Below are 22,244 nucleotides of genomic sequence, written 5' to 3'. Positions count from 1 at the left end.
GGAAAACCCCGTCAACGCCCACAAAGCAGGCACCATCACCGGCCTGACCGTCACCGCAGGCGACGCCATCACCCAAGGCACCGTCCTCGCAGAGATCAAGTAGGGGGTGTTCGATGACTGCCCTCGCTGAATCGTTCGACGGTGGTAGCTCTCCGGTGCATTCGACCGAGCTCGAAATCGTGTCCACGGTGCTGCGCATGGCGTCGGCCGCGCGAGTTCGTCTGGCCGAGGCATTGGATGCGCAGGGGCTCAGCTGGGCGAGGTACGAGGTACTGGAACTGGTGTGCAGACGAGGGCCGATGTCCTACAGTGCGCTGTCGCGGGAGTTGGTGCGGCACAGGACGAGTATCACCGCCACGACGGCAAGTCTGGTCGAGGCGGGGCTGCTGGCGCGGAGCGTCAATCCGCGAAATCGGCAGCAGTACATGGTCGAGGCCACCGACTCGGGGCACCGTGCGGTGACGCGGGCCGAGCGTGCGCTCGAGCGCGCCCGGTCGAGGATGGCTGTCGATGCCGATTCTGCTCGGACGCTCGAGGTGTTGCGCGGCATCGAGAAGCAGTGGAACGGCAGGCGCTGATCGAGGCCGCACAGGTGCGGCTGTCTCCGACCCGGCCTGAGATCGGGTTCGAGGCCACGGGGGAGTGACCGAAAAACGAACAGTGGGAGTCGTGTCGGCTCCGAGGTGACGCGTCGAGCGTCGTTGCGGTCGACATTCGGCGAATTCGTCTGCATACTTGACTTTGTCCAGAAAAGCGGAGGATAGTATTGCTGTGATGCCGATCTCACCGTACGCGGAGCTGTTACGCACCGCCGACATGCGCGTGACCCGTCCTCGGGTCGCGGTGCTCGAGGTCGTCGGATCCAATCCTCATGCAGACACCGACACGATCCTCGGGCTCGTGCGATCGGTGCTGCCCGAGGTGTCGCGGCAAACCGTGTACGACGTGCTCAATGCGTTGACCGCGGCGCGCCTGGTACGGCGAATCGAACCGGCAGGATCTCCTGCTCGGTACGAATCTCGTGTCGGCGACAACCATCACCACGCGGTGTGCCGCTCCTGCGGTGTCATCGCCGACGTGGACTGCGCGGTGGGCGAAACGCCGTGTCTCACCGCATCGGACTCCGTCGGTTTCACGATCGACGAGGCGGAAGTCATCTACTGGGGCTTCTGCGCACAGTGTTCGGCTGCTCGAGGGCAGTCGACAGCTCCTGTTTCGTTCCCTCCCGGTTCTCGAACACAGCAGAGTTCGTGAATCGACCTCGATCACAGCCCGATCGTCACACTTCGGAAGGAAGCACGTGTCACAAGATCACACAACACGCGAAAAAGAGATGAACGAGGATCAGCCACAGGAGTCGGGTGGCAAGTGTCCGGTCATGCACGACTCGATGCCGATGCCCGTCGAGGGTGGCGGCAACCGCGAGTGGTGGCCCAAGGCTCTGAACCTCAAGATTCTCAAGAAGAACCCGGCCGTCGGCGACCCGATGGGTGCAGATTTCGACTACGCCGCCGAGTTCAACTCCCTCGACCTCGCCGAGGTCAAGCGCGACATCGAAGCCCTCATGACCAACTCGCAGCCCTGGTGGCCTGCCGACTTCGGTCACTACGGCCCCTTCTTCATTCGCATGGCGTGGCACGCCGCAGGCACGTACCGCAAGCAGGACGGACGCGGTGGAGCCGGAGCGGGCATGCAGCGCTTCGCCCCACTGAACAGCTGGCCGGACAACGCCAGCCTGGACAAGGCTCGTCGTCTGATCTGGCCGGTCAAGCAGAAGTACGGTCGCAAGCTCTCGTGGGCCGACCTGATCGTGCTCACCGGCAACGTGGCCATCGAGTCCATGGGTCTGCCGACCTACGGCTTCGCCGGCGGTCGCGTCGACGCCTGGGAGCCGGACGAGGACGTCTACTGGGGCCCCGAGCAGACCTGGCTGGGCGACGAGCGCTACAACGGTGACCGCACCAGTCTCGAAAACCCCTTGGCCGCAGTGCAGATGGGCCTGATCTACGTCAACCCCGAAGGCCCCAACGGCAACCCGGATCCGGTGCAGTCCGCACTGGACATCCGCGAGACCTTCGGCCGGATGGCCATGAACGACATCGAGACCGCGGCACTCGCCGTCGGTGGGCACACGTTCGGCAAGACGCACGGTGCGGCGGATCCCGACGAGCACATCGGTGCCGAGCCCGAGGGTGCACCCATCGAGCAGATGGGTCTGGGCTGGAAGAACAGCTACCAGAGTGGCGTCGGCGCGGATGCGATCACCAGTGGTCTCGAAGTCATCTGGACCCCGACGCCCACCCAGTGGGACAACAGCTTCCTCGAGACGCTGTACGGATTCGAGTGGGAGCTCTACAAGAGCCCCGCAGGTGCGCACCAGTGGCGCCCGAAGAACGGCGAGGGCGCGGATCTCGTTCCCGACCCCGCCGATCCCTCCAAGCGTCGCCACCCGTCGATGCTCACGTCCGACATCGCGATGCGCGTCGACCCGATCTACGAGCAGATCACCCGTCGCTGGCTCGACCATCCCGAGGAGCTCGCCGAAGAATTCCAGAAGGCGTGGTTCAAGCTCACCCACCGCGACATGGGACCCGTCACCCGCTACCTCGGCCCCGAGGTTCCGTCCGAGACTCTGCTCTGGCAGGACCCGATCCCGGCCGTCGATCACGAACTGATCGGTGAGGCGCAGATCGCCGAGCTCAAGAAGACGATCCTCGACTCCGAACTGACTCAGCAGCAGCTCATTTCGGCTGCCTGGGCCGCGGCGTCGTCGTTCCGAGTCAGCGACAAGCGCGGCGGTGCCAACGGTGGCCGTCTGCGCCTGCAGCCGCAGGCAGGCTGGGAGGTCAACGAGCCCGACGAGCTCGCACAGGTCATTCGTGTGCTCGAGGGAATCCAGCAGTCGTTCTCCGGAACGGTGTCGTTCGCCGACCTCGTCGTTCTCGGTGGCGTCGCAGCACTCGAGCAGGCGTCGGGTGTCAGCGTGCCGTTCACGCCGGGCCGCATGGACGCGACGCAGGAGCAGACGGACGTCGATTCGTTCTCCGATCTCGAGCCGAAGGCCGATGGATTCCGCAACTTCCTCGGCAAGGGTCAGAAGCTTCCGGCCGAGTACTCCCTCGTCGATCGGGCGAACCTGTTGTCGCTCAGTGCACCCGAGATGACCGTGCTCGTCGGCGGACTGCGTGTGCTCGGAGCCAACTTCGGAAAGTCGTCGCACGGCGTCCTGACCGACAAGGTAGGAACGCTCACCAACGACTTCTTCGTCAATCTCCTCGACATGGGCACCGAATGGGTCCCGGCCGCGGAGGAAGGCATCTACGAAGCCAAGGATGCGGCGACCGGTGAGAAGAAGTGGACCGGAACTCGCAACGACCTGGTGTTCGGATCGAACTCCGAATTGCGCGCTCTCGCAGAGGTTTACGCCTGCGACGACGCCAAGGACAAGTTCGTCGCGGACTTCGTCGCTGCCTGGGACAAGGTCATGATGCTCGATCGCTTCGAGCTGGCTTAACTCTCTCCACCGAACTCGAAGTTATGGATGGAAACCGTGCTTGATCCATCCATAGCTTCGAGTTCGTCGTTATCGGTCCGTTATCTTTCGTTGCCGATTCGTGTCCTCGGTCCCTGATTCGCTGAAATTTGCGAGCGGCAAGCTACAAGACATGACACACGACGAGGGGGCGGCGGGAGCCGTCGACCACAACATGGACGAACCACGCAAGGGAGCATCCGGCTTCGGATCGTTCCTGGAGATGTTCCAGGATGCCTCCACCGACAAGTCCGATACCGAGCGCTGAGTTCAGCGAGTCCCGATCGTGTTGGTGACCGATCCGATCCGTTGAATACTCAGTTCGACGCGATCGCCCGGGGCGATCCAGCGGTCGAGTTCCAGGCCACATCCACGTGGAAGCGTGCCGGACGTCAACAGTTCACCGGGATGGACGTTTTCGCCGCGGCTGGCGTATGCGAGAGATTCGCCGACCGAGTACCGCATACCGGCGGTGCCGGTCGTCGACCACAGTTCCTCGTTGACGGTGACGGTGGCCGTCAACGAATCCAGATACGGCGTGATCTCGTCGGCGGTCACGATGTCGGCTCCCATGGAGCTGGCGAATGTCTTGGTCTTGACCACCGGACCGAACGGGGTGCGACGCTGCTCCTCCCACTGGGTGTCGCGGGCGCTGATGTCGTCGAACACCACGTACCCACCGATCGCAGCAGTGGCCTGCCGCTCGGATACGTCGCGGACGGGCCTGGTCACCACGGCTCCGAACTCGAGCTCGAAATCCAGTGCCCGGCTGTAGGACGGCCATTCGACCGGAGCTTCGTCGGCTACGACGGTGAGGTGGTTGCCGGTGTAGTAGACCGGATGGTCGTCGAACCCCGGCCCCGGACGGAGCGCCGGAAACGTCGATCGAGTGACGGCTTCGAACCCGCGGATGAACGGGAGAGCTTTCGGCAGGTTGCGGCGAACCAGGTTGTGCGCGGCCAGATCCCAGTGAGCCTCCCAGCCGAGGAAGCAGCGAAGAGACGCCGGGATCACCGGAAGTGTCGGTGCCGGCCGGTCGATCACCGCGACTCCCTCGGACACGGCGCGCTGCACCACGGCAGAGGCCGCGTCGCGCACCCGTTCGCCGGCATCGAGAAACCCGAGCACGGTGCGGGTGAGCGGGCGGAGAGACTCGTCGGCACCGAATGTCGACACCGCGGTATCGAGGTCGACCCACGATCCCGACTCGGGTGCGTACACGGCCAGACGATCTGTCGAGTCGGCAGCGATCAGGCGTCGCAATCGCACGTCAGGAATCCGATCTTTGTGGGAGGGGGCCCTACAACGGTTGAGGAACCAGGAGTGTAAGCGGCAGTACGGCCGTGATGTCAAGACCTGTTCGCCGAGGACTAGCGTGGACACATGAGATCGCCTGTTCCCGAATACCTCGCCTCCGTGTTGGAGGACTGCAGACAGTTCGACGGAGGGACGGTGACCGAGGGCAACCCGGTAGTGGCCTCGGCGGATCCCGACACGTTCGCGGTCGCCCTCGCCACCGTCGGGGGATCGCTGCACGGAGCGGGCGACACCGACACCGAATTCTCGATCCAATCGATCGCCAAAGCGGTCGCGTACGCGCTCGCCATCGAGGACAACGGTATCGAGGCGCTGCTCGAGGCCGTCGACGTCGAGCCGTCGGGAGACTCGTTCAACGAGATATCCCTCGAAGCGGAGACCGGAAGACCGCGGAACCCGTTGATCAATGCCGGTGCGCTGGCGGTGCATTCGATGATTCGAGGCGACGGAAGCGAAGAGCGGGCAGGGCGATTGACGGACCTTCTGAGCCGAATGGCCGGCCGCGGACTCTCCGTCGACCGTCAGGTGTACGAGGCAGAACTCGAATCCGACGACCGGAACACCGCGATCGCGCACCTGTTGAAGTCGGTCGGCCATCTCGGAGCCGAGCCCGCCGATGTCGTCGACGGTTATGCACGTCAGTGCGCGGTGACCGTGACCTGCAACGATCTGGCCCGGATCGCCGCGGTGTTGGCGAACGGTGGGAAGGATCCCGGCACGGGCGAACAGGTGGTCGACCCGGCGATCGATCGACACGTGTTGGCGGTCATGGCCACCTGTGGAATGTACGACGGCAGCGGCAGCTGGCTTGCGTCCGTGGGTATTCCGGCCAAGAGCGGGGTTGCCGGGGCGATCATCGGTGTGTTGCCCGGTCAGGTGGGGATTGCCGTGCTGTCTCCGAGGCTGAACGAGCACGGCAACAGCGTCCGTGGGGTGGCGGTGTTCGAGAGGCTCTCGCGCGATCTGGGTCTGCACATGATGCATGTGGCACCCAGCGGCGAATCGGCCATCCGCAGCGTGACCGAGGCGGAGGGTATGACCACAGTGGAGCTGCAGGGTGATCTTCGGTTCGCGGGTGCCGAGGCGATCATCGCCCGAATGGTCCACGGTTTCGGCGAAAATGACAGTACGACAGTCGATTTCAGTGAGGTGCGGGCAATCGACGGCACGGCTCGACGGCTCCTGCATGATGCGTTTCGCGCCCTGGAGGACGACGGTCACCGGGTCATCGTCCACGACCCCGACGGGTTCATGGGCTCGCCCGATCGGTCAGAGTCGGCCGGCGAGAATCATGTTCCAGTAGGACAGCGGTAGGCCGTAACGGTCGAACGCCCAGGCGGAGCGCCGGGGTTTCAGCGGGTCTACGAACGACGGCAACGACGGCGTCAGGGTTCCGGTGCGATCGAACTCGGCAGCGATCAGGCGGTGTGCGTCGACCGGGATGGGGGCCACGGTGTAGCCGTCGTACTCCGACAACGGAGTGCCGCTGCGCGCTGCGATCACGTTGTCGACGAGAATCGAAATCTGTTTGCGCAGTGCGCCACCCGAGGAATCGGTGTCGATGGCTGCGCCGTCACCTGCGGCCCAGATCTCCGGATGGATCCGGTGGCGCAGAGTTCGTCCGTCGATGTCGACGACACCGTGCGAGGCGGACCCGGTCAGATTCGATTCCTCCAGCCACTTCGGACCGCGGAACGGCGGTACGAGGTGCAGCATGTCGTAGCCGAGCCGCTCATCGATGCCGTCGTGGTCCGTGACGATGATGTGTCCGCTCTCCGGGTGCAGTGCCGTCACCGCAGTGCGGGTCAGAATGCGCACGCCGAGCTCGCGTAGTCGTGCGATCACGATGCTGTCGAGTTGCGGCACACCCAGTAGGCGGTGTCGATCCACCACCAGCGTGATGTCCATTCCCGGCATGCGGCCGGTGCGGGTCCAATGGTCTGCCGCGAGGAACAGCGGCTTGAGGGTGGTGCCGGTGCACCCGACCGGTGGCCGCGGCACGGTGAACACCGCGCTGCTGTGGGCGGGCAGATCGCGTACCAACTGCCAGGTGCGTTCGGCTCGGTCGAGGTAATTGCTGGTGACGGTGGGGGATCGGAGCGCGGCCCACACTCCGGGCAGCGCGTCGGTGTCGACGACGAGCCCCTGTCCGAGCACGAGATCCCGGTAGCCGTACTCGGTGCCCGACGCGCAGCGCACCAGACGATTCACCGGGTCGATCGCTGTCGCCGAGTCCTCCAGCCAGACGCATCCGGTCGGGATCACCGAACGTTGGGTGCGCTCGGCCTCGGTCAGAGCTGCCTGACCGGAGCCCACGTACGAGAGCAGTGGGCGATAGGTGTGCACTTTCTTGGGTTCGAGCACCGCCACGTCGGAGATGCCCTTCTTCAGAAGTCGCGCTGCCGCGCTGATGCCCGCGTTGCCGCCGCCGACGACGAGCACGTCGTAGGTCGTGTTGGGGGTGGTCACAGAGACACCTGCCGCGCTTCGGTGCGTGCGCTCGTCGTCATCGAACGGATCACCGGGTGTCTGCTGTCGGCGCGAGCACGGATTCGGTCGTGGATCCTCGTACCTCGACTCGATCGGGTACGAGACCGATGCCGGACTGCTGCAGTGCCGGCGAAAGTACCACTGACAGTTGCTGATTCCACCGGCCTAGTCGGATGGCGGTGGCGTCGAGTACGGAATGGACACCGGCCGAGGCTCCGGCCACCGACGACAGGTCGAGTATCAACGCTCGCCCGCGCTCGGCTGCCTCACCGAGCGTTTCGGCCAGGAGGGGGACATCCGAGTCACCGATCGTGCCGGTCACTCGGACGACGATGTCGGCACCCGCGCTCTCGTCGACCGACAGCATCATCTCGGTATCGAAGCTCCGCGAGGCGTTCAGTGACGGAATCACTTCGGCGAGCGGGGGCGTAATGGACGGTACGACGATCATGAACACACTCCTGAGCAGCCGAACTCCTCGCCCGGCGCACGGGGGAATCGACAGTCGACATTCGGGGACCGAGGGCTACTCCTCAACCACGCTCTACAGGACTACCCGGGGTGGGGTGTTCGTAAGCCTCGAAACGGCAACGGGTTTGACTGCGGGTCCGACGGGAATACGACATCGATCGCTACACCGTGGGAGGCACGCCGATGACGACAGCCGAATCCGATTCCATCCGAGCATTGACATCCGTGCACGCCGATCCCGGAGTGTACGAACCGCAGGAGGATTCGCTTCTGCTGTGTGACATCGCCGCCACGACGGGCATCGTCCCCGGCGCGCGAGTCTTGGACATGTGCACCGGCAGTGGTGCCGTGGCAATCACTGCCGCACTGTTGGGCGCGCGCGAAGTGGTGGCATTCGACATCTCGCCCCGCGCTGTCGACTGCGCCGAGCGGAACGCACGCTCGGTAGGCGTCGAGGTGGACGTCAGGTTGGGTTCCCTGGCAGAGGCCGCCGAGCTCGAACCGTTCGATGTACTGCTCTGCAATCCCCCGTACGTCCCGTCCGAGCTTCCTCCGACGGGGATGGGCCTGCACCGCGCCTGGGATGCGGGCGAGGACGGCCGGACGGTGCTCGATCCGCTGTGTCGCGCCTCGGCCGACCTGCTCGCGCCGGGTGGCGTGCTGCTCGTCGTCCATTCGGAGTTCTCCGGCCCCCACCGCACCGTGAGAATGCTCTCCGACAACGGATTCTCGGTGACGGAAGCCGGCCGGCAGACCATCGATTTCGGGCCTGTGATGCACCGGCGCGCAGAATGGCTGGAAGCTCGCGGAGCATTGGCTCCGGGGTGCCGAACAGAGGAGTTGGTGGTCGTTCGTGGCGACAAGCGATGACGCGGCAGGTGCGCGCACCACGGTGAGAATCGTCCGCGGCGGACCGATTCTGATCGACGGACCGGTGAACATCGAACTCGACGACGGTACGCGGGTGGAGTCGGATCGCTTCGTCGTCGCGGTGTGCACGTGTCGGCGGAGCAAGAACTATCCGCTGTGCGACACGAGCCACCGCGCCAAGCGGCGACCCTCTCAGTCCAGCGAGGACTGACCGGCAGCCCACCGCTCCATCACGTGGTCGGCGAGCTCGTTCTCGACGAAATCCAGCGCACGCATTCCGAACACCACATCTGCCTCCAATTCGGGCTCGTCGCGGAGGAGCGTGCCGACCACATCGTGACGTAGTACCTGCTCGTGCACGGCGTCCGCCTCGACGTGCTCGGCGTAGAACGCGATGCATGCTGCGGGGGCGTCGAGCCTCTGCAGTCCCTGCACGTAGCGCTGTGAGCCCGGAGACGAGGTGATCTCGGTTGCCGCGAGGTGGCCCACGGTGGCACCGCGCAGACCACGGTGCAGGCCGAAGAGCGACATGAGATTGACCCACGCCAGTGTCTGCGCCGGGACGCGGTCGACGTAGCCGAGGTACGTTGCATCGAGGTCGGCGGCCACCATCGATTCGGCCCACAGATGCTGGTGCAGGCGGTCGCCTTTACCGCCGCCGTACTCGTCGAATTCCACTGCTACGTAGGAAGCCTTGGTCTGACCCGTCAAGCGGGGAATGGCCCAGGCATGCGGATCGGCTTCCTTGAGGTGGTAGACGGATCGGTGCACGAAGTATTCGCGCATCTGCTCCCATGACCCCTCGTCGCGCAGGAACCAGGACGGGCCGGTTCCCGAGGTGGCCTCGACGGACAGTGCGTCCATCTCTGCGATCGCGTCGGTGCCGGGTTCCACGTTCTCCCGTACGTAGGCCAGGAAGGCGGACTCGAGAGCTCCTCGCAGTCGAAGGAGTTCGGGATCCCATTCCCAGGCGTCCGAGACTCCCGCGAACCCGCGGTAGTGCAGTTCGTAGCAGATCAGGAGCGACAGTTGCACGTCTCGTGACGTGGCATCGACCTCGGTCGGCGTCGGCACGATCGCAGTCCCGTTCGGCTCACCCGCAGCCAGGCACCGAGTGATGGCATCGGAGATCGGCCCACAGGGAGTGGGCAGCGCAGGGCAGCGGGCGGTGGACGGATCGACTGAGAACAACGCGGTCATAGTGGTGGCTACCCGCTGACGCTCGGTACCGACCACTCACGACCTCTGTGTTTGTGACCTGTCACAACAGGCAATGCGCACTGCACGACATCGAACTTCGAGGTCGTTCCATCGGAAGGACCACATGCGCGCAGTGACCTGGCAAGGCAAGAGGAAAGTCGGCGTGGACACCGTTCCCGACCCGCGGATAGAACTGCCGACGGACGCGATCGTGAAGATCACGACGACAAACATCTGCGGTTCCGACCTGCATCTGTACGAAACACTCGGTGCCTTCATGGACGAAGGTGACATCCTCGGCCACGAGCCGATGGGCATCGTCGAGGAAGTCGGTACGCAGACCGGCGATCTGGCAGTCGGAGACCGAGTGGTCATCCCGTTCCAGATCTCCTGCGGGCACTGCTACATGTGCGATTCGAGCCTCTACACCCAGTGCGAGACCACGCAGGTCCGCGATCAGGGAACGGGTGCAGCACTGTTCGGCTTCTCCAAGCTCTACGGGCAAGTTCCCGGCGGTCAGGCCGAGTACCTCCGCGTCCCGCAGGCGCAGTTCACTCACATCAAAGTTCCGGAGGGACCGCCGGATTCGCGATTCGTCTACCTCTCCGACGTGTTGCCGACCGCATGGCAGTCCGTCGAATACGCGGCAATTCCAGACGGGGGATCGGTGACGATCCTCGGTCTCGGGCCCATCGGAGACATGGCAGCGCGCATCGCACAGCACAAGGGCGCGCGAGTGATCGCCGTCGACCTCGTACCCGAGCGACTCGCCCGCGCCGCGGCACGGGGAATCGAGACGGTGAACCTGGCCGAGCACAGCCGTGGCGTCGGCGACGTCATCCGCGAGATGACCGACGGCCGGGGCACGGACTCGGTCATCGATGCGGTGGGTATGGAGGCGCACGGATCGCCGGTCGGCAAACTCGCACAGCAGATCGTCGGAATGCTTCCGGACGCCGTTGCCGCGCCGATGATGCAGAAGGCCGGTGTCGATCGACTCGGCGCGCTGTACTCGGCAATCGACATCGTCCGCCGCGGCGGAACCATCTCGATCATCGGGGTGTACGGCGGCATGGCCGATCCGCTACCGCTGATGACCATGTTCGACAAGCAGATTCAGCTCCGGATGGGGCAGGCGAACGTCAAGAGATGGGTCGACGACATCATGCCGTTGCTCGGTGACGACGATCCTCTCGGCGTCGACTCGTTTGCCACACACGAGCTTTCGCTCGAGGAGGCTCCGCATGCGTACGACATCTTCCAGAAGAAGCAGGACGGTGCCATCAAGGTGCTGTTGAAGCCCTAGAGACGTCCTTCGAATACAGCGATGCGGCCCGGAAGTTCACGGGCCGCATCGGTATTCGCAGAAGGATCGATCCATCTTCGTCAGTCGATGGAGATGACGTCCTTGGCGATTGCTGCCACGCGCGTCTGTCCTGCGGACACGACTCCGTGGCGGTTCTTGTGTGCCTCTTCGTACGTCACGACGGTGCGAACGTCGGTCGGGTTGGTGAGGTCCTTGATGGCGGCGACGGCGTCCGAGACGTTCAGGTCGTCGTAATCCGCGATCGGCAGCTCGTCGGCGTCGAGGGTTCCGCTGGCCGACCGCGCGGTGTGGATTGCGTCGGCGACGGTATCGACGCCCTCGCTACGGGTGACGTCCTCGGCTGCTTCGAGTGCTGCATCGCGACTTGCCGTCAGCGTCTTGACTGCCACGTCACCGGCGTGAGCGCCGCGGCCCAGAAGTCCGGCGAGGCGGTCCGGGGTAGCGCGAGCTGCGTCCAGTGCGCGATCGAGACCGCGAGCCGACCAGGTTGCGGGCGCGTTGACGATCTTGACCGCGGTGCCTGCGGCGGCCTGGAACGGGGTGCGACGCAATGCTGCGGGTCCGCCCAGTGCATCTTCCGCGAGGACGGTCTCGAGCCATTCCACCGTGGCGCTGTGCGCCGTGGCCAGCCGAGTCGCCAGAGCGACGACGGTGGGCTCGTTCGCTGCGGTGGCCAGAGCCTTGATGTACTTGGCGCGGCCCAGCAGCTGCTGCTCGAGGGCGAGATCGCCCAGCAGGGCTTCGTCGAACGGCTGTGCTTGCTCGGCCACTGCCTTGACTGCGGCGAGCGTGCGTCCCAGGAACGGCGACACGAGATCGGGCAGTCCGCCGAGTCCGCGAAGGGCTTCCTCGATGGCTGCGGCGCGGTCGCGACCGTTCGCGGCGTTCTGGGTCAACTCCCGGCGTACCGCCTCGGTGCGCGCCTGAACGACGCGAGTTTCGGCGATCTGGATTTCGGTGTTCGTCAGCTGCAGTGCGACACGCAACTGGGCGATCAACGTCGATGTGCTCATGGTGCTCCCCTTTCGGTCGGGTGGTCGATTTTCTCTGGCCGATGCCTGTGGGTCACAGCGTGATGCTCGGCCCTGACTGCAGCATTACCCGTCGGTAGGTTCGACCAAACTGATGTGTCCGATATGTGAACAGCGACACGTACCCGTCGGCCTCGTCCCGCAGGTGCGGAACCTGACGGTTTCGATCGGCTGCCGACTGGACATCCGACATCGATGAACACCGAGCTGTACACAGCAACTGTCTCTGCCACCGCGACGGGAGTCACCTCCGACGACGGGGTGCTGTCCCTCGGTGTGCGCGAACCGAAGCAACTCGGGGGGCCGGGGGAGCACACCAACCCGGAACAGCTGATGGCCGCCGCATTGTCGAGCTGCCTGGTCGAATCTCTGCGTATCGCGCTCGGAACCGTCGGGGGCAGCGTCGACGAGCTTGCAGTGAAGGGCACCGTGGTGCTCACCGACTCCGACGCATCCGGCTACGACGCGACGTTCGCACTCGCGGTATCTCTTCCCGGTACCGACGACGCCGAAGCAGTGTTGGCGCAGGCGACCTCGATCTGCCCGTTCCTCAAGGTCATCGACGGAGTGGAGGTCACCCTTGAATGACCCGTCGACGGTCGCCCTGTACTTCGGTGCCCGCACGAGATGACCTCGATACGCACCAGGGCAGCGCGGGGGGTCGGGGCGATCAAAGCCGGGTTCGCCCGCGAGGACACCACCTTGATCGCGGGCGGCCTGACCTTCTACGCCGTCATCGCCGTGGTGCCGCTGTTGCTCCTCACCATCCGCGCCTGCGCTCTGCTGGTGTCGGCCGACTGGGTGCGCGGGGGCTTCGACGCCATGTCGACGTTGTTGCCCGACGCCCTGGGTGCTCGTGCGGCCGTGGACGGACTGGCCACTGCAGGAATCGAACTCGGCCCGATCGGCGTCCTGATCGCCATCTTTCCCGCCACGTTCTACGGGGAGGGCCTGCGCCGGGCGATCGTGCGGTTCGCTCCGATCCGAGAATCGTTCACCGGTTGGCGGGGTCGGCTGGCGATGGTGCCGTTCTTCGCCGCAGCGCCTGTCTTGCTGGCAGGCGTCCTCTGCGTAGCGCGGTTGCTCGAAGCAACGACCGGCGGCGGCGGAATCGGTGCCATGGCGGCGCGCGTGTTCCTCGGCTTCAACTGCCTGTGGGTGATCCTGTCCGTCCCCTTGGCATGGACCTATCGCGTGATTGCGCCACGTGCGGTGGGCTGGCGGGCGTTGATCGTCGGATCACTCGTCACCTCGTCCATCGTCACCGGGTTCGTCCACGGATTCATCTTGTTCCTGGCGATACCGGTGGACCTGGGTGCGCCGTTCGGAGGCCTCACCGCGATCGGCGGTGGAGTGGCAATGATGTTGTGGATGTTCGTGTTCCATGTACTGGCTCTGGCCGGCTGGCTGGTCACCGCCGAGTTCGATCGGCCCGTCGATGCAGCCCGAACATCAACTGCATGAACCCGACGACTGCGAGCGCACACGTCACCGACATTCCGATCGTCGCCGATGATCCGGCGGCGGCCGGAGCGGCACCGGCGACCGTCGCCGTGACCGCAGCCGCGATCACCCGCGAGGGGCGCTCCCACACCGTCAGAAAGCCGACATCCTCGATGCCGGAACCGACCGCGCGGGCACGGGCCATCTCGTGCAGCATCGTCGTCACACCGACCGCGAGAACGAGCGGCATCGGTGCTCCGAGCGCAAGACCGCTCGCCAGGAGCAGCAGGTCGCTGCAGCGATCGGCGACGGTATCGAGCAGGTACCCCCACTGAGTTTGGGAGCGACCGATCATCGCGACCCCACCGTCGATACCGTCGAGCAGGCCGGAGATCACGATCAGCACAGCCGCGATCAGTGGTGCCGAGGTGCCGGGGCGCGACAGGGCCACTGCCGCTCCTGCCACCACGACGGCGGTCAGGGTGACCGCGTGGGCGGATACGGACGCGCGAACCAACGGTGCGCTCAGCGCATAGACGACGCGAAGCCAACCCGAGACCAACCCGGAAGCAGAAGGATCGATGCCGTTGTGCAGCGTCGACCACGTCGACAGATACTCCTCGCGAGTCGCCGGACGTACCGGCACACCCTGCTGCTTCGACGTACTGCGCTGATTGACCATCGAGAACCCTTGCTCGGCACTGACTGAGAGGAACTCGACGAGCAGTTGACCGGCGATTGCGCGTCGAGACTTCGATGCGGAGTACCCGCCCGCGGCGTTCTCAATCCGCACCGCAGCCGGACTATCGGTCGTCGTCGGAGTTGCTCGCTCTCCGCCGCGCTTTCAGTCGCGAGATCTTGATGCCCACGGCAGCGAGCACGATCAGCCAGCCCGAGATCAACACTCCGCCACCGACGAACGCCGCACGGCGCAGAGGATGTTCGTCGGCGTACACGTAACCGACTGTGCCCCAGATCAATGCGATGAGGGCGATGATCGCCATCATCCAGAGCATCGAATACAGCGTTCTGTTCATTGTTCACCCGACCTTGCTGTTACGTCGTCCCCGACGAGCGCGGACATCCATTCTTCCATCAGTGGCCGCCGCACCGTATTTCCCTTCACCAGGACAGATTCGGTTGATGTTCACCGGTCGAGATCCCGAATTCGACGGCCGTGCGGTGCATGTGCCCGAAGAGGCCTTCGGCCGCATCGAGCCGATCACGACCGAGCTCATCGGCCCACCGCGCCGCGCGCGCATTCGACCGCGAACTGCGACACTCGACAACACCGGAGCCGCCCACGTCCACGGTCATGTGATCGGCACCGGTTGCCAGCATTCGGCGCAGAGCGTGCTCACCGAACAGTACGAGTCCGCGGACGTGTACGACCATGTGGCTGCGGCCGGTGTCGCCGGGCCGACCCAGATGGACCCGTGGGTCCACGTCGCCCCACTGCTCTCGCAACGACGCCGCGTCCGAACCGTCCAGCCACACCGCGCAATCTCGCTCGCGCAGAACGGAACCGACCGTGGCGAGCAGCGAGGCAGAGCTGTGTCCGGCGCACTCGACGACCACGACGATCTCGGGCACGGCGTAGACGAGGCCGTGAGTGCGAGCCGCAGGGTCGGTGATGCGCGAGGACAGCATCAGCGCTTCGAGATTCTTGCGTTCGCGATCCCCACCCGTCCGCTCGGCCCATTCGGGTCCGTCGTGCCAGGCGACCGCTCGAGGCAGGTGCGCCAGGACGGCACCGGCGTCGTAGGCGCGATGCGCGAACTCCCAGTCCTCTCCGCCGTAACCGACGAAGGTCTCGTCGAATCCACCGATCTCCGAGAACAGCCGACGGCTGCACGACATGACGGCGCTGATGATGTACCGGTACGAACGTCGATCGGCATCGAGCAGGTTTCGCGAGCGGAAATACCCGTCCCGAAGCCACCCCGGCTCCGACAACTCCGGCGGTCCGGAAAATTCGCCGCCGAACCACCCGGCCACGTCCTCGGCGGACCAGCCCGTCAGATCGGCATGGCGTCGCCGACCCACGGCTAGAGCATCGGGAACCGCCCCTGTCAGCCGTACCGATTCCGCGATGTAGCCGGGTTCGGGGACGGTATCGGCGTCCAGAAAACACAGAATCTCCCCGTCGGCCACCGACGCGCCGAGATTGCGTACTGCCGCCGCGCGAAAGCCGAGATCGTCCTGTCGAACGACGGTGATGTCCAGGGCCGTCCGGAAGCCGTCGACGTCCGGTGCTTCGGGGGACCCGTCGTCGGCCACGATCACCTGGAGCAGCGAGGCCGGGTAGCTCTGCAGTGTCAGCGCGGTCAGTACGAACTCCAGCTGACGCTGCTGGCGAAAGTACGGGATCACCACGGACACTCGCGGATCCCGATCGACCGGCTCGGCGAGATCCCACCGATTGCCCGGAACCACCCATCGGCCGTCGGGTAGCTGGTCTGCCGTTGGTGAACACTGTTCGTCGAACAGTGCGCGGTACAGCACGGCTGCTTGCTCGAGGGTGGGGTAGGTGACCACGTCGCGGTTCTGCCAGGTCCTGTCGGGATGGCGCAGAGCCTCCGCCATCGCAGACGCGAGACCTTCGACCGAATTCTCGTGAATCCACAGCGCCCCGGGGGAGTTGGTCTCCATTTCCTCCGCGTACCGACCGCGCGGGACGAGTGGTCGACGGCCGGCCGCGATCCAGGAATTGATCGAACCCGATGCCGACACGTGTCGGTGGAACGCGACGGGAATCGCGATCGACCGCAGGATCTCGTTCAGCTCTGCATCGGGAACGAAACCGGTCGAGGTGAACGATCGGCCGAGTTGCTCTGCAGCACGGCCGAGTTCGTCGATCATGGATTCGTGGCCCGGTGATGCGGACCCGATCGAGAGAACGTCGACGTCGGTGTCCAGCGACGTCATGGCATCGAGCACCTCCTCGTGCCCTTTGCCCGGGTAGACGAATCCGAGTACGCCGACGACTTGTCGCGGGGCGACGCGGTCTTCGGTCCGTGGCTCCGCGCGTCCGATCGGAAGCGGGATCACCCGAACGTCGTCTCCACCGTCCAGGACTTCGTCGAGCAGTAGCCGCTCGTGCATGCTGGAGACGATTACGGCAGCGGCGCAATCGGCCACCCGCCGATAGCACTTCTTCCGCGCCTCGAACGCGTGGCCGTCGGACGCCTGCGGGACATCGTGCATCGTGACGGTGATCGGTGCGCGGTGCCTCTGGGCGAAGGCGACGAAAGCATCCGCTGCCGCCTGTGCAGTGCGGCCGAACAACCGGTCGGTGAAGTGCACGTGGACCGCACTGTCGAGGGGTAGCTGTTCGAGATCCGATATCACCGGACTCGCTGTGGCGGAGGCCAATTCGTGCGCACAGCGGACGACACCGTGCTCGTCGGGCCCCATGACGAGATGAAGTACCGTCCCGGTCACGGTGCCAGCTCCAGGGTTCGGATCAGTTCGGCGTGGCGTTCGAGCGCGGCATCGACGAATTCGGGACGATCCGCGTACCACTGCAGGTGAGCGCGATGAACGGAATCCGGCGACACGGCAGCGCCGTCCACCGACCAGTTCGGCCGCGAATCACCCTGCAGACCCAGAGCATTCAGCACTCGTCCCTCGACGGGCGCGCGAACGCCGCCGAGCAACTCGCGTCCCGGATCCCGCACCGTGCTGCCGGTCCCCAACTGATCGAGTATGCGCTGGGCGAGAGCGCCGAGCACCACGTTGGTCGCATGGTTGATCGTGTGGGTGGCGTCGATCCCGGCATCTGCGAACAGATCGGAGGCAACGATGTCGGTGTCCCGGCGTTCGCGTCGGCGCAACTCGTCGAGGCTCGCCTCGGCTGCCTGTCGCAGGCCGTCGCCCGAGACCGATCGATCCCAGTCCTCGTCGCCGCCCAGGCCGCGACGGGCGGCCAGAATCGTCCGTAAGTCGTGGTACGGCACCATGTTCGGGACGGCAGCGGGGTCGCTCGGGTGTCGAACGATGACCTGGAAGGGGTGCAGCCCCGCGTATCTCAATACCGGCCACCGGACCACTGTGGCGTCGGGTGCGAGCGCGTCGGCGAGATCGGGCACCCCCAGTGGCAGCGACCGATAGCCGGCTCGAACCGGCTGGGTGAGCAGCACCGACGCCTGGCGCACGAGGCGGTCGACGTGGGGCAGGTCCGAGGCTTCCAGCTCGTGTACGGGAGGGATGCGTACCGTCCGCAGCGGCATGGCCGGGTCGGAACCGAGGAGGATGCGCAGCGCCTCGGCCTGGCAGTTTCCCCAGACGAGCAGGAGCGGTCCGTCCTTCTCGGCGTCGTCCGCCAGTCCGTAGAATTCGCCGTAATGGCGGGTGCGACCGTCCATGCTTGCCCCGACGTCGTGTGATCGTTCTTGTTGGACCATTCTCTCGTCAACGTAGACCCGGCGGACGGGCTTCGCCAACCCCGATTGAACCCGGGTGCAATTGGGTACAGGCTACGTATCGCGTGTCGGGACCAGGCACGATCCACCTGCCTGTACCCGAAGGAATTCATGATTCGCGTTGCATCGGTTCCGTCCTCGCACGCCTATGTCCGACACCTGCAGCCCGTCGTCGGCGCTGCCCCGAACGAGATGTCCGTCGACTCGGCGGTGATCGTGCTGCCCGATCCTGCCCCGGCGAGAGTCGACGTACCCGGCCAGTGGTGGCCCCCACGACTGCTCGATGCTCGGTGGCTCGCCGAGCAGACCGACGTGCACTTCGATGTGCTGCACGTGCATTTCGGGTTCGAGTCCTTCACGTCCGACGAACTCACCCGCACCGTCGAGCATCTGCGCGCCCACCGGCAGCCATTGGTTCTGACGGTTCACGACCTGCACAATCCCCATTTCGCGGACAGTGCCGATCACCTGCGACAGTTGGACGTACTGGTTCCCGCTGCCGCCGCCGTCATCACCCTCACCGCGGGAGCCGCTGCCTGGATTCACGATCGGTGGGGTGTCGAGGCAACAGTGGTGGACCATCCACACGTCGTGCCGCTGGAGCGGATGACACTGCCGCGCCCGGAGTCGGACTCGTTCGTCATCGGCGTCCATGCCAAGAACCTGCGGTCCAACATGGACCCGTTGGCTGTGATGGATGCCGTGGTCGAGGCCGCACGATCGCTACCCGACGCCACTGTCCGGTTGGACATCGACGAGGACGTGTTCGAGTCCTCCAGCCATTGGTACAGCCCGACGGTCGGCGCAAAGTTGCTGGACTACACAAGCTTCCCCGATGTCGACGTGCGTGTGCACGAACGTTTCGACGACGACGCGCTGTGGGACTATCTGTCGTCGATCGATGTCTCGGTGTTGCCCTATCGCTTCGGAACACACTCGGGCTGGCTAGAGGCCTGCCGCGATCTCGGCACCACCGTGGTCGCGTCGGACTGCGGCTTCTACGCAGATCAGGCCCGGGTGCACAGTTTCCGGATGGGAATCGATTCGTTCGATCCCGACACCCTCGTTGCTGCCGTGCGAGCAGCGCACGCCGATCGGACGCCTGCGCTCGATTCGGGCGTTCGCGCGGAGCAACGACAGCGAATCGCAGCAACTCATGCCGCGATCTATTCAGCAGTGACAAAGGAGATGCGTTGAACGAGAAGCCACTTCGCATCGCGGTGTTGGCGTCGTCGAGTTTTCCGGTGGCGCAACCCTTCGCAGGCGGTCTGGAGGCGCACGTCTACAACCTGGTGCGCGCGCTCACCGAGCGTGGACATCAGGTGAGTCTGTTCGCTGCAGACGGATCGAGCGTCGACCTGGACGCAACGATGCTGCCGGTCCGAACGTTGGATCTGACGCCGATCTCGATCGCCGACGTGGCGATCACCCCCACCGCGATCCGTGAGCATCACGCCTATCTGGCGGTGATGTTGGAACTGGCCGGGACGCTGTCTCGGTCGTTCGACATCGTGCACAACCACAGCCTGCACTACCTGCCGCTGGCGATGTCGGCGACGCTCTCGGTACCGATGGTGACGACGCTGCACACGCCTCCGTTCGCGTGGCTGGAGTCCGCGGTTGCGCTGGCTCCTCCCGGTGCCAACACGTTCGCCGCTGTCAGCGAGTTCGCCGCCTCGCAGTGGGCCGATGTCACCGCAGGAACCGTCGTCATTCGCAACGGAATCTCGTTGGAGGACTGGCCGTTCGGCACCGGTGGCGACTATGTGGTGTGGTCCGGTCGAGTGGTCCCGGAGAAGGGGCTGCACCTGGCCATCGCGGCTGCGAAAGAAGCGGGGCGCTCGCTGCGTATCGCCGGTCCGCTGAGCAATCTCGAGTACTTTCACGAGTTCGTCGAACCCATGCTCGACGAGAACATCCGGTACGTCGGACACCTCGACCAGCCCGCCCTGGCGGCGTTGGTGGCAGGTGCCGAGGTCGCGCTGGTCTCGCCGGTCTGGTCCGAACCGTACGGCCTGGTGGTCGCAGAAGCGCTGGCCTGCGGCACTCCCGTCGCCGCGTTCGCCAGGGGCGGCATACCCGAGATCGTCGACGGCTCGTCGGGAGTGCTGGTGGCTGCCGACGACGTACACGGCCTCGCCGCAGCGATCCCCGCGGCGGCAGCGCTGAGGAGGTCCGACGTCCGGGCCCGGGCGGAGAAGGTGTGCTCGATGGGCCGGATGGTGGACGAGTACGAGGCGCTGTACCACTCGACTCTGGCCGCGGCGGTCGACTCGGTGGACGACCGACTCGCGATCGCATGATCGGCTACTACGCGCACCACCACGGGGTCGGTCACATCACCCGTTCCGACGCCATCGCACGGTCGATGGCCGAGCCGATGACGGTGTTGTCCTCGCGTGCTCGACCGACAGCGCATGCGGCGGCCGAGTGGATCTCGCTTCCTCTCGACGTGGACGACTCCGTGGAAGGCAATGCGGCGGTGGACAGTTCGGCTGGAGGGGTGCTGCACTGGGCTCCCCACGACGTGGACGGTCTGACCGAACGGATGGCGATCATCGCGGAGTGGGTGACGCGCGAGCGACCGCGGGCAGTGGTGGTCGACGTATCGGTGGAAGTAGCGATGTTCCTGCGGCTCATGGGTGTTCGCGTGATCGTGATGGCGATACCGGGGGAGCGGGATGATCCGATCCACAACCTCGCCTACCGGGCGGCGACCCACATCGTCGCACCGTGGTCGCGCGAGGTCTACGACCCGACCTGGCTGCGTCCCTTCGCCGAGAAGACCACCTATGCAGGCTCGATCAGCCGGTTCGCCGAACGTGAGAGAGACACTGCCCACGCCGATCCGACCGTGGTGGTTCTGGGTGCCGCCGGTGGCACTGCGCTGACCCGAGACCTGGTGGACTCGTGGTCGGCGGTGGACGCCCGCTTCGAGTTCCGCGCGCTCGGCGTCGCAGGCGGCGACTGGATCGACGACGTGTGGCCGGTGCTGTGTTCGGCGGCACTCGTCGTCACGCACGCCGGCCAGAACGCCGTCGCCGACGTCGCCGCTTCGGGCGCGCCGGCCATCGTCGTGCCGCAGGCCCGACCCTTCGACGAGCAGCATGCCACCGCCGCGGCGCTGGCGGGCGGCCCGTTCGCGGAGGTTCTCGACTCGTGGCCGTCCGTCGCGCGATGGCATGCTGCGGCCGATCGCGCTCTCGAGATCGGTGGCCGGCGGTGGTCCGCGTTGCGTACCGAGGGGGCACCTGTCCGTGCTGCCAGGGCCATCGAGCAGGCCGCACCTCGGACGGCGCGACAGTGAAGGCCGTCGTCGTCACCGTGGTGTCCGGTCGACACGAGCACCTGGCCGCTCAGGTGCGCGGTCTGAGTGCATCGGAAGAGCAGGTCGAACACGTCGTGGTCTCGATGGGCGACGATGCGATCGTCGACGTGCTCGCTCGATCGGGTTCGGCGGCGACGTGCATCGACATGCCCCCGCAGACCCCGCTGCCGCTGGCCCGCGCCCGCAATCGAGGCGCGGCCGCAGCAATCGAACGTGGCGCGGAACTGCTGGTGTTCCTGGACGTTGACTGCATTCCGGGCCCGAACATGATCGAGCTGTATCGCCGTGCGGCAACGCTGCCCGGCAACGACCGATCCCTGCTCTGCGGTCCGGTGACCTACCTGAAAGAAAAAGACATGGGTGCGGAGGTCGAGGCTCTGACGTTGCTGACCGCACCGCACCCGGCGCGGCCGAACCCGCCGGTCGACACCGTCGAGCACGGAGGCAACTTCGATGTCTTCTGGTCGCTGTCCTTCGCGGTCGAGGCAACCACTTGGACCGAACTCGGCGGCTTCTGCGAGGACTACACCGGCTACGGCGGTGAGGACACCGATTTCGCAGCCACCGCGGAGGCGTTGGGCATGGGGTTGCGGTGGGTCGGTGGGGCGCACGCCTATCATCAGTTCCATCCGGTCTCCGATCCTCCGGTGGAACATCTCGACGACATCGTCGCCAACGCGCGCACGTTCTTCGACCGATGGGGGCGGTGGCCGATGATCGGATGGCTCGACGCCTTCGCGGCTCGCGGACTCGTGGAGTTCGACGGCTCCGGGATCCGCCGCACGGCCGGCTGATTCGCTCGGATGGGTGC

General features: G+C 65.6%; 24 protein-coding genes. 15 read left to right on the top strand and 9 right to left on the bottom strand.

Translation table 11 applies throughout. From position 1 onward, the window contains the following. The 5 genes from CH256_RS27780 to CH256_RS28690 all read left to right on the top strand — a co-directional run. A partial coding sequence (locus tag CH256_RS27780) for a biotin/lipoyl-containing protein (protein ID WP_141215328.1) occupies positions 1-103 on the top strand: 103 nt, incomplete at its 5' end. A 10-nt stretch (positions 104-113) separates the two neighbouring features. Continuing rightward, on the top strand, positions 114-578 hold the full coding sequence (locus CH256_RS20570) for a MarR family transcriptional regulator (protein WP_068050303.1): 465 nt from the start codon (positions 114-116) through the stop codon (positions 576-578). Between the two features lie 196 nt (positions 579-774). Beyond that, positions 775-1,254 carry a Fur family transcriptional regulator gene (locus CH256_RS20565; RefSeq protein ID WP_068050305.1) on the top strand — a complete coding sequence of 160 codons (480 nt, stop codon included), beginning with the start codon at positions 775-777 and terminating at the stop codon, positions 1,252-1,254. 79 nt (positions 1,255-1,333) lie between these two features. After that, complete coding sequence (gene katG / locus CH256_RS20560; RefSeq protein ID WP_255183102.1) at positions 1,334-3,514, top strand: catalase/peroxidase HPI; 2,181 nt, start codon at positions 1,334-1,336, stop codon at positions 3,512-3,514. Between the two features lie 151 nt (positions 3,515-3,665). After that, positions 3,666-3,800, top strand: a complete 135-nt coding sequence (locus tag CH256_RS28690) for a hypothetical protein (protein ID WP_255183086.1) — start codon at positions 3,666-3,668, stop codon at positions 3,798-3,800. A 2-nt stretch (positions 3,801-3,802) separates the two neighbouring features. Here the strand turns inward: CH256_RS28690 and CH256_RS20550 are convergent, their stop codons facing one another. Next, on the bottom strand, positions 3,803-4,801 hold the full coding sequence (locus tag CH256_RS20550) for a fumarylacetoacetate hydrolase family protein (RefSeq protein WP_179272162.1): 999 nt from the start codon (positions 4,799-4,801) through the stop codon (positions 3,803-3,805). Between the two features lie 114 nt (positions 4,802-4,915). Here CH256_RS20550 and glsA point away from each other — a divergent pair, with 114 nt between their 5' ends. Further along, on the top strand, positions 4,916-6,163 hold the full coding sequence (glsA, locus tag CH256_RS20545; RefSeq protein ID WP_094648553.1) for a glutaminase A: 1,248 nt from the start codon (positions 4,916-4,918) through the stop codon (positions 6,161-6,163). Here glsA and CH256_RS20540 read toward each other — a convergent pair. Together CH256_RS20540 and CH256_RS20535 are read right to left on the bottom strand one after the other, a co-directional pair. Beyond that, entirely contained in the window at positions 6,119-7,318 is a 1,200-nt protein-coding gene (locus CH256_RS20540) for an NAD(P)/FAD-dependent oxidoreductase (protein ID WP_094670465.1), read from the bottom strand. The genes glsA and CH256_RS20540 overlap by 45 nt on opposite strands. A gap of 49 nt (positions 7,319-7,367) precedes the next feature. Further along, positions 7,368-7,790, bottom strand: coding sequence for a hypothetical protein (locus CH256_RS20535; protein WP_141215281.1), 423 nt, complete (start codon positions 7,788-7,790; stop codon positions 7,368-7,370). Positions 7,791-7,993: 203 nt separating this feature from the next. Here CH256_RS20535 and CH256_RS20530 point away from each other — a divergent pair, with 203 nt between their 5' ends. After that, positions 7,994-8,680 carry a HemK2/MTQ2 family protein methyltransferase gene (locus CH256_RS20530; protein WP_068050316.1) on the top strand — a complete coding sequence of 229 codons (687 nt, stop codon included), beginning with the start codon at positions 7,994-7,996 and terminating at the stop codon, positions 8,678-8,680. After that, the gene (locus CH256_RS20525; protein ID WP_094670464.1) at positions 8,664-8,891 is read left to right on the top strand and encodes a CDGSH iron-sulfur domain-containing protein; all 228 of its coding nucleotides are present in this window, start codon (positions 8,664-8,666) and stop codon (positions 8,889-8,891) included. Before CH256_RS20530 ends, CH256_RS20525 begins: the two co-directional genes overlap by 17 nt. On the opposite strand, the gene CH256_RS20520 is transcribed toward CH256_RS20525, so the two are convergent. After that, positions 8,873-9,880 carry an iron-containing redox enzyme family protein gene (locus CH256_RS20520; protein ID WP_094670463.1) on the bottom strand — a complete coding sequence of 336 codons (1,008 nt, stop codon included), beginning with the start codon at positions 9,878-9,880 and terminating at the stop codon, positions 8,873-8,875. The two genes, CH256_RS20525 and CH256_RS20520, sit on opposite strands and share 19 nt — an antisense overlap. 124 nt (positions 9,881-10,004) lie before the next feature. Between CH256_RS20520 and CH256_RS20515 the strand changes: the two genes are divergently transcribed. Further along, a complete protein-coding gene (locus tag CH256_RS20515; RefSeq protein ID WP_094670462.1) occupies positions 10,005-11,186 on the top strand; it encodes a zinc-dependent alcohol dehydrogenase in 1,182 nt (393 codons plus the stop codon). A gap of 80 nt (positions 11,187-11,266) precedes the next feature. Here the strand turns inward: CH256_RS20515 and CH256_RS20510 are convergent, their stop codons facing one another. After that, a complete protein-coding gene (locus tag CH256_RS20510) occupies positions 11,267-12,220 on the bottom strand; it encodes a hypothetical protein (protein WP_068050324.1) in 954 nt (317 codons plus the stop codon). Between the two features lie 213 nt (positions 12,221-12,433). Between CH256_RS20510 and CH256_RS20505 the strand changes: the two genes are divergently transcribed. Both CH256_RS20505 and CH256_RS20500 read left to right on the top strand, forming a co-directional pair. Then, positions 12,434-12,826 (top strand): OsmC family protein, encoded by a 393-nt coding sequence (locus CH256_RS20505; protein WP_094639042.1) that lies wholly within the window; start codon positions 12,434-12,436, stop codon positions 12,824-12,826. Positions 12,827-12,865: 39 nt separating this feature from the next. Beyond that, positions 12,866-13,702 carry a YihY/virulence factor BrkB family protein gene (locus CH256_RS20500; protein ID WP_094670461.1) on the top strand — a complete coding sequence of 279 codons (837 nt, stop codon included), beginning with the start codon at positions 12,866-12,868 and terminating at the stop codon, positions 13,700-13,702. Here CH256_RS20500 and CH256_RS20495 read toward each other — a convergent pair. The 4 genes from CH256_RS20495 to CH256_RS20480 form a co-directional block, all read right to left on the bottom strand. Continuing rightward, positions 13,650-14,474, bottom strand: a complete 825-nt coding sequence (locus CH256_RS20495) for a CDP-alcohol phosphatidyltransferase family protein (protein ID WP_082898784.1) — start codon at positions 14,472-14,474, stop codon at positions 13,650-13,652. The two genes, CH256_RS20500 and CH256_RS20495, sit on opposite strands and share 53 nt — an antisense overlap. Before the next feature lie 10 nt (positions 14,475-14,484). Beyond that, complete coding sequence (locus tag CH256_RS20490) at positions 14,485-14,718, bottom strand: hypothetical protein (protein ID WP_231893824.1); 234 nt, start codon at positions 14,716-14,718, stop codon at positions 14,485-14,487. Between the two features lie 85 nt (positions 14,719-14,803). After that, on the bottom strand, positions 14,804-17,125 hold the full coding sequence (locus CH256_RS28685; protein WP_256989499.1) for a glycosyltransferase: 2,322 nt from the start codon (positions 17,123-17,125) through the stop codon (positions 14,804-14,806). Then, positions 17,122-18,048 carry a WcbI family polysaccharide biosynthesis putative acetyltransferase gene (locus CH256_RS20480; protein WP_068050328.1) on the bottom strand — a complete coding sequence of 309 codons (927 nt, stop codon included), beginning with the start codon at positions 18,046-18,048 and terminating at the stop codon, positions 17,122-17,124. The genes CH256_RS28685 and CH256_RS20480 overlap by 4 nt, the downstream gene beginning before the upstream one ends. 168 nt (positions 18,049-18,216) lie before the next feature. Between CH256_RS20480 and CH256_RS20475 the strand changes: the two genes are divergently transcribed. Genes CH256_RS20475 through CH256_RS20460 form a run of 4 tightly spaced genes read left to right on the top strand, consistent with a single transcriptional unit; the run spans position 18,217 to position 22,227 of the window. Further along, positions 18,217-19,302, top strand: a complete 1,086-nt coding sequence (locus CH256_RS20475; protein ID WP_094639044.1) for a hypothetical protein — start codon at positions 18,217-18,219, stop codon at positions 19,300-19,302. Further along, positions 19,299-20,408, top strand: coding sequence for a glycosyltransferase (locus CH256_RS20470; RefSeq protein ID WP_068050332.1), 1,110 nt, complete (start codon positions 19,299-19,301; stop codon positions 20,406-20,408). Before CH256_RS20475 ends, CH256_RS20470 begins: the two co-directional genes overlap by 4 nt. Further along, positions 20,405-21,412, top strand: coding sequence for a glycosyltransferase (locus CH256_RS20465; RefSeq protein WP_094670460.1), 1,008 nt, complete (start codon positions 20,405-20,407; stop codon positions 21,410-21,412). Before CH256_RS20470 ends, CH256_RS20465 begins: the two co-directional genes overlap by 4 nt. Further along, positions 21,409-22,227, top strand: a complete 819-nt coding sequence (locus tag CH256_RS20460) for a glycosyltransferase family 2 protein (protein WP_094670459.1) — start codon at positions 21,409-21,411, stop codon at positions 22,225-22,227. The genes CH256_RS20465 and CH256_RS20460 overlap by 4 nt, the downstream gene beginning before the upstream one ends. The last annotated feature ends 17 nt before the right edge of the window (positions 22,228-22,244 follow it).

Origin of the sequence: Rhodococcus sp. 05-2254-6 (assembly GCF_002258565.1) — a bacterium.
Lineage (GTDB): Bacteria > Actinomycetota > Actinomycetes > Mycobacteriales > Mycobacteriaceae > Rhodococcoides.
Note: the sequence above shows the minus strand (reverse complement) of the source record. Positions and strands in the feature narration are given on the sequence as shown.

Excerpts from the sequence above, each read along its gene's own strand:
- CH256_RS20480 (WP_068050328.1), bottom strand. The coding sequence starts at position 18,048 with ATGGACGGTCGCACCCGCCATTACGGCGAATTCTACGGACTGGCGGAC.
- CH256_RS20570 (WP_068050303.1), top strand. The coding sequence starts at position 114 with ATGACTGCCCTCGCTGAATCGTTCGACGGTGGTAGCTCTCCGGTGCAT.
- katG (WP_255183102.1), top strand. The coding sequence starts at position 1,334 with ATGAACGAGGATCAGCCACAGGAGTCGGGTGGCAAGTGTCCGGTCATG.
- CH256_RS20465 (WP_094670460.1), top strand. The coding sequence starts at position 20,405 with ATGATCGGCTACTACGCGCACCACCACGGGGTCGGTCACATCACCCGT.
- CH256_RS20490 (WP_231893824.1), bottom strand. The coding sequence starts at position 14,718 with ATGAACAGAACGCTGTATTCGATGCTCTGGATGATGGCGATCATCGCC.
- CH256_RS20475 (WP_094639044.1), top strand. The coding sequence starts at position 18,217 with ATGATTCGCGTTGCATCGGTTCCGTCCTCGCACGCCTATGTCCGACAC.
- CH256_RS20565 (WP_068050305.1), top strand. The coding sequence starts at position 775 with ATGCCGATCTCACCGTACGCGGAGCTGTTACGCACCGCCGACATGCGC.
- CH256_RS20520 (WP_094670463.1), bottom strand. The coding sequence starts at position 9,880 with ATGACCGCGTTGTTCTCAGTCGATCCGTCCACCGCCCGCTGCCCTGCG.
- CH256_RS20505 (WP_094639042.1), top strand. The coding sequence starts at position 12,434 with ATGAACACCGAGCTGTACACAGCAACTGTCTCTGCCACCGCGACGGGA.
- CH256_RS28690 (WP_255183086.1), top strand. The coding sequence starts at position 3,666 with ATGACACACGACGAGGGGGCGGCGGGAGCCGTCGACCACAACATGGAC.
- CH256_RS20500 (WP_094670461.1), top strand. The coding sequence starts at position 12,866 with ATGACCTCGATACGCACCAGGGCAGCGCGGGGGGTCGGGGCGATCAAA.
- CH256_RS20530 (WP_068050316.1), top strand. The coding sequence starts at position 7,994 with ATGACGACAGCCGAATCCGATTCCATCCGAGCATTGACATCCGTGCAC.
- CH256_RS20535 (WP_141215281.1), bottom strand. The coding sequence starts at position 7,790 with ATGATCGTCGTACCGTCCATTACGCCCCCGCTCGCCGAAGTGATTCCG.
- glsA (WP_094648553.1), top strand. The coding sequence starts at position 4,916 with ATGAGATCGCCTGTTCCCGAATACCTCGCCTCCGTGTTGGAGGACTGC.
- CH256_RS20515 (WP_094670462.1), top strand. The coding sequence starts at position 10,005 with ATGCGCGCAGTGACCTGGCAAGGCAAGAGGAAAGTCGGCGTGGACACC.
- CH256_RS20510 (WP_068050324.1), bottom strand. The coding sequence starts at position 12,220 with ATGAGCACATCGACGTTGATCGCCCAGTTGCGTGTCGCACTGCAGCTG.